At 39.6% G+C, this 5,989-nt stretch carries 7 protein-coding genes and 1 pseudogene; 3 read left to right on the forward strand and 5 right to left on the reverse strand.

Annotated elements, in window-relative coordinates:
- Nucleotides 1-699 (reverse strand): ferritin-like domain-containing protein (locus tag WKF69_RS18230; RefSeq protein ID WP_340383774.1); only part of this gene is annotated, 699 nt, incomplete at its 3' end.
- A gap of 229 nt (nucleotides 700-928) precedes the next feature.
- Here WKF69_RS18230 and scpB point away from each other — a divergent pair.
- The 3 genes from scpB (at nucleotide 929) to WKF69_RS18245 (ending at nucleotide 2,999) form a co-directional block, all read left to right on the forward strand.
- On the forward strand, nucleotides 929-1,495 hold the full coding sequence (gene scpB, locus WKF69_RS18235) for an SMC-Scp complex subunit ScpB (RefSeq protein WP_340383776.1): 567 nt from the start codon (nucleotides 929-931) through the stop codon (nucleotides 1,493-1,495).
- Nucleotides 1,496-1,590: 95 nt separating this feature from the next.
- A complete protein-coding gene (locus WKF69_RS18240) occupies nucleotides 1,591-1,812 on the forward strand; it encodes a hypothetical protein (protein ID WP_340383778.1) in 222 nt (73 codons plus the stop codon).
- A 65-nt stretch (nucleotides 1,813-1,877) separates the two neighbouring features.
- Nucleotides 1,878-2,999, forward strand: coding sequence for a GNAT family N-acetyltransferase (locus WKF69_RS18245; RefSeq protein ID WP_340383781.1), 1,122 nt, complete (start codon nucleotides 1,878-1,880; stop codon nucleotides 2,997-2,999).
- A 136-nt stretch (nucleotides 3,000-3,135) separates the two neighbouring features.
- Here WKF69_RS18245 and WKF69_RS18250 read toward each other — a convergent pair whose 3' ends face one another.
- The 4 genes and pseudogenes from WKF69_RS18250 to WKF69_RS18265 form a co-directional block, all read right to left on the reverse strand.
- On the reverse strand, nucleotides 3,136-3,471 hold the full coding sequence (locus tag WKF69_RS18250; protein ID WP_340383783.1) for a helix-turn-helix transcriptional regulator: 336 nt from the start codon (nucleotides 3,469-3,471) through the stop codon (nucleotides 3,136-3,138).
- Between the two features lie 436 nt (nucleotides 3,472-3,907).
- Nucleotides 3,908-4,750: a 50S ribosomal protein L11 methyltransferase gene (prmA, locus tag WKF69_RS18255; protein WP_340383785.1), complete on the reverse strand. Its 843-nt coding sequence runs from the start codon at nucleotides 4,748-4,750 to the stop codon at nucleotides 3,908-3,910.
- Between the two features lie 119 nt (nucleotides 4,751-4,869).
- The gene (gene tpiA / locus WKF69_RS18260; RefSeq protein ID WP_340383786.1) at nucleotides 4,870-5,637 is read right to left on the reverse strand and encodes a triose-phosphate isomerase; all 768 of its coding nucleotides are present in this window, start codon (nucleotides 5,635-5,637) and stop codon (nucleotides 4,870-4,872) included.
- A gap of 91 nt (nucleotides 5,638-5,728) precedes the next feature.
- Nucleotides 5,729-5,989: pseudogene (locus WKF69_RS18265) on the reverse strand (glucose-1-phosphate thymidylyltransferase); the annotation flags it as partial.

Below are 5,989 nucleotides of genomic sequence, written 5' to 3' on the forward strand. Positions count from 1 at the left end.
AGAGGTTGGTAAATCGTTAGCATTAATTTTAGTTTTAATGAATGCACCAGCTATTGATAGAACTTCAGCAGGCATCCGTGATTTGTCAAGACCATTTGCGTCTATAACTTCATTGTTTGCAAAAGAATTTGGTGTGATCAATTCACGGATGGCAGCAGCGTGACGAGCCTCTACCGAAACAATCTTACCCGCAAGTGTTAAATAGCCCGCATCTCTAAAAAGAAATCCTGCACCATTATATGCAGATACACCCAAATCTTCGAAAGCTTTTGCTGTTCCAAGTACGCTGGTACGATCTGCAAAATTTATTGCAGCAAAATTTACTTCAAGGCCGCCGATAGCACTTGTGCCCAAAGCATTTTTAAAGAATTCACGGTGTGCAATCTCATGATCACGGATATCAGTCAGTAAGTTTTTTTCTGCCTGAGTCGCACCCGTGAAGAATGAATTAGCAACCTGAACATAAAATGCTGCTTCTAATTGCTCTAAAGCGTAAGCATAGTTCAGGATACCGATATCGCCGGTTCCAAGATAGACACCTGCTTCCGCCCTTTCTTTTTTACAGCCAGCTGCGACAAGTGCTACTCCTGCTGCACCAGCACCTGCAAAACGCAGGAAGGAGCGGCGCTCTAATTTTGAGGAAAAGAAATCCTGCTCTTTTACTAGAGCTTGATCCTCAGATTTTGTTGAATTTTTCATATTCATAAGTTTTAATTTTCATGAACTTCGTATGCCTTATTTTATTCAGAGGGTACGTGTCCGGTTGTTTATGGATTAATAATTGAATATTTGTTGATTGGCTTTATGTACGACAATATTTTAGAGGCGGTTTTCAAGAGCTTACAACTTTTGGGAATAACCCCTTTGACCCTCGAATAATTATTCGGGAAATATTTTTCGATAAAAATGCTTTGTGTTATGTTTGTTTATGAGTTTGGAGAAGCCGGAGAATTTTATTGAAGCACTTATATTCGCTTCCGATAAGGGCATAAGTGTTGAAGAAATAAGCCAGGTAATGGAGGATTCACAACTTCAAAAAATAAAGCCTGGGAAAGTCCAGGATATGGTTGATAACATCCGGTTGAAATATGATTCTCTGGATATCGCACTGGAGCTTGTGTTTATTAACGGGGGTTACCAGTTTTTAACCAGAAAAGAATATTATCCTGTGATCAATCAGCTTCAGATACAGCGTTCTAAGAAGAAACTAAGCCAGGCTGCATTGGAAACTCTTGCTATTATTGCCTATAAACAACCTATTACTAAACTGGAGATAGAGCAGATCCGGGGGGTCAACTGTGATTACACGGTGCAGAAGCTTCTGGAGAAAGAACTGATTAATATTATAGGGAAGGCTGATACGGTAGGCAAGCCGATCATATATGGAACCAGTAGCCTTTTTATGGATTATTTTGGGATAAATTCTACCGCCGACCTTCCTCAGCTTGCCGATCTTCAGACTGAAGGCAATGCAATTGGAGAGCAGGCAGAATAAATCAGAGAAAAAATAAAAAAGAAGTTTATAAAAATTAAAAACTTGCTAATTTTATATTAACAAAATCAGAATAAAGAAAGTGTAATTTGGTAGAGATGATAACGTCGATAACAGCACCAATAGCCAGGGATACTTTTAAGGGTTCCCCTGATCCGAGAAAGAGAGTACAGGATGATGACGATGACGACGATGATGATGAGCCGAAAGAGTCAAAACGGGTCATAGTCGAAGATGATGACGAGGATTTTGATATTCCTCTGGATGATGATATAAAAGGTTTTGACGAGTACGATGACGAAGAAGACGACGATTATTAAAATTATATTAATGTAGAATTTAAGGCATTCGGTATTCACTGAATGCTTTTTTTATTTAATTCCTGATGATTATAAAAGAGGTAATTGATTCCCGGGGTGCTCAAGAGTTCTTGGAAGTAGCGAGGCAATTGTATAAAAACGATAATAATTGGGTTTGCCCCCTGGATAAAGACGTTAACGCAGTTTTTGATGCCGAGCAAAACACTTTTCACAGTCACGGGACGATAAGCAGGTGGGTTTTAAAATCAAATGACGGTAAGCTAATTGGCAGAATAGCTGCTTTTATTAATGAAAATAAAGCATATCAGGGCGAACTGCCTACTGGTGGAGTTGGTTTTTTCGAGTGTATCAATAATAAAGAAGCAGCAAATTTGTTATTTGATACTTCGCAGTCATGGCTTTTAGCGCGTAATATGAAGGCGATGGATGGCCCGATAAACTTTGGTGAGAACGACAGTTTCTGGGGGCTGTTGGTAGATGGATTTACAACACCTTCGTACGGAATGAACTACAATCATAAATATTATCTGAAGCTTTTCGAAGATTATGGGTTTGAAACGCTTTACGAACAGATTACGAATCATCTTGAAGTTAATAAGCCTTTTCCAGAGCGTTTTACAAAAATCGCAACATGGGTGGCGAATAAGCCAGGCTATACGTTTAAGCATCTGGAAGCAGGAAGGCTAGAGAAATACGCTACAGATTTTGCTGAGATATACAATGATGCCTGGAAGGATTTTGCAAATTTCGTCCCATTGAACATCAAAAATGTCCTCGAAACCTTTAATAAGATGAAAACAGTTATGGATGAAAAGCTTATCTGGTTTGCCTATATCAATAATGAACCCGCTTCAGTGATCGTGATGCTACCTGATGCCAATCAGATGATAAAGAGCTTTAATGGGAAACTCGGCATTATCCAAAAGATTCAGTTTGCTTACAAACGATGGAAAGGTGTCAATAGAATTAGGGTTGTGGTAATGGGTACAAAGCATGCCTTTCAAAAACACGGCCTTGAGTCTGCACTATTCATCAAGCTCAAGGAGTATGTTCTTCCATTAAAGCAATATGAAGAACTAGAACTTTCCTGGGTTGGTGATTTTAATGATAAAATGCTTGCAATTCACGAGGCAACAGGCGCTACTTTCGGGAAAAGGCATACAACTATGAGAAAGATTTTTGAATAGCGAGGGCCCAAGGGGAATCTCCTGACAATTATGGTCGATGCGTAAAAAAAGAGATAACACCAAAGGCCTCTAATCGAGGCCTCTGCATTTGAAATAACTTCTCCCTTTACAAACAAGTATCGGGTCCGCCATTGACTTAAGTTTTTACCTTCCTGAGCTCTTCGTAAAGTTCAATTATCCTCTTTTGGAGGTCAATAACCTCTTTTTCCCGCTCAGTAACTTTTTTGCTCAGTTCTTCTACTTCAGAAGTGTACTTTTCCTGGCTTTCGGCATCGTTGAAGGTAAGTAATTGAACCACACTCATGTCAAAGAGCTTTGAGATTTGCTCAAGACGGGATAGGTTAACATCAGTAATCCCTGTCTCAATCTTTGAAAATGCAGGAATTGATATCTCCAGGCGCTTTGCAACATCTTCCTGACTCCAGCTCTTTTGATGCCTCAATAATCTAATTTTTTTACCTAATGTCTTCATCGTAATTTTATTTAATCATTCTGAACCAGTTTAATTTTAGCCTTCGCATGTCTCTCAACCTAACGGGAAAAACAATATTTGCGGTTTACTTTATAATTAATGTAATTCAAAAACCTTTCCACGATGGGTTAATTATTGCTACTGGTTAAATAAATTATGAAAACAAGTAATTGTCACATATGAAATGTTAATAAACCGTCATTTACCGCAATTATGTTTTTAATGACATAAATGCCTTTCAGTTCGCTATTTTAAAATAGAAGAGTAGCCAGGAACGGCCAATAGGTGCAAAAGGTTCTGTTAATTAAATATCCAATTTAGACTAAAATATTCTTTTGAGACGATAATCGGGAAATTTTTCAAGGGGCGCATTGCACATTATTTTGTCTCAAACGAATAAATTTTTCGTCTATTATAATGTACAATACTGTCGCCCTTAGGCTTTTGAGTGGAATTGAGCTGCCACCCAATTATTTTTCGTCTTGTGTAAGATATACTTCAGGCCTGAGTTCCTTGATTTTTCAGTTATGAAATTTAGGTCGGGTTCCTCATAAAACCCGCTGAAGAAAATGATGCCGCCGGGCGAGAGAACTTCAGTATATCGGTCAATATGGTCAAGAAGTATATTGCGGTTGATATTGGCCACGACTATATCAAAAGTTTCCTCAGGAATTACTTCTTTCGAACCGTATAATGGCGAAATATTGTTAACCTTATTCAGAGTAGAATTTTCTATAGTGCTTTCAAAGCAAATCTGCTCGTAATCAATAGCCGTAATTTCTGAAGCGCCCATTTTGGATGCGAGAATTGCCAGGATACCTGTTCCGCAGCCCATGTCCAGAACTTTTTTATCCTTAAATTCGGTGTCCATCATAAGCTCCATCATCAGGGCTGTAGTCTGGTGATGTCCTGTTCCGAAGGCCATTTTTGGGTCGACAACGATCTCAAATTCAAATTCGGGATGCGGCTCATGAAAAGTAGCCCGGATATAGCATCGGTCATTGATCCTGAGTGGTTCAAAGTTGCTTTCCCATACCTCGTTCCAGTTTTGATGAGGAATGGTCTTTGCTTCGAAAATAAAAGTGAACATCCCCGCATAATCTTCAGCAATACTGCTAATCTTTTCGCCGGTGCCGGCCTTTTCCGGAGTATATGCTTTAAAGCCCTCGTCCATATCCTCAAAGGTGTCAAACCCTATTTCAGAGAGGGAGTTAATTAACAAATCCTGATGAAAATCTTCGCTATTTTGAAGCTTAAAAGTATATTCTTTGTAGTTCATAATGGATTATAATCCCCCCCCCGGCAGCCGTTAATACTCAATTTTCACTTCAACCTAATGGTATTTGGAATTTAGGACTGAATATAAAGCAGCGATATGACTTGGTTGATTAAATGAATCTAAGAGTTGAATACTTTTATTATATCGACAAAGTCCTGGGCCTTCAAAGACGCTCCGCCGATTAAACCACCATCTATATCCTCCTGACCAAACAGTTCCGCTGCATTTTTAGGGTTACAGCTTCCGCCGTAAAGGATGGTCAGCTCATTTGCAAGTTCCGCACTGTATTGTTCCGCAACTTTTGAACGGATAAACGCATGTACTTCCTGAGCTTGTTCCGGGGTAGCCGTTAAGCCGGTGCCAATTGCCCATACAGGCTCATATGCAAGAACCAGTTTTTTAAATTGATCATCACTAAGATGAAATGCTGCCTCCTTTAACTGGCTTTCGATGACATCAAAATGAGTGCCCGCGTTACGCTGTTCTAATGTTTCTCCTATGCAGAATATCGGAGACAACTCATTTTTAAGCACAACGTCTAATTTTTGAGCAAGAACCAGATCATCTTCCGCAAAAAATGCCCGGCGCTCTGAATGCCCGATGATAACGTAACTAGCTCCTGATGATTTCAGCATTGAAGCAGAGATTTCACCAGTATATGCACCTGCGTCAGAATGGTGGCAGTTTTGCGCGCCAATCGAAACAGTCGAGTTCGCCTTTAAAAGTTGTGCAAGGCTGCTGATGTGAACGAAAGGGGGGCAAACCACAACTTCCTGATTTCCTTTAAGTTCATTATTGATAAGATTTAGGATCTCAGCAAAGAGTTGCAGACCTGCTGCGTGGTCTAAATTCATTTTCCAGTTACCGGCAACAATGTTTTTTCTCATATTAGAATTTCTATTATCAATTATTAGATGGTTTTAAGTGGTGTTAGGTTGAGGCAAACGGAATAAAACTTCCTGTTTCAACTCCTCGGTTCTAAGCCCGTCGGTATTTGTCACTAAGCTCAAAAACCTTAGTAATTATCTTTTTGTCAAGTTCGCCAAAGACCCGATCCTTTCGTTCATAAACTCTTTCAGCAACTTCAAACATCTTGCTCAGAGTGTATGTTTCAAAGCCCTGATTGCCTCCCCATGCAAAATCAGGGACAAAGTTACGTGGAAAGCCAGAGCCGAAAATATTAGCACTAACACCTACGACGGTGCCGGTATTAAACATGGTGTTGATCCCGCATTTAGC

Origin of the sequence: Daejeonella sp., from assembly GCF_037719425.1 — a bacterium.
In the GTDB taxonomy this organism is placed as follows: Bacteria; Bacteroidota; Bacteroidia; order Sphingobacteriales; family Sphingobacteriaceae; genus Daejeonella.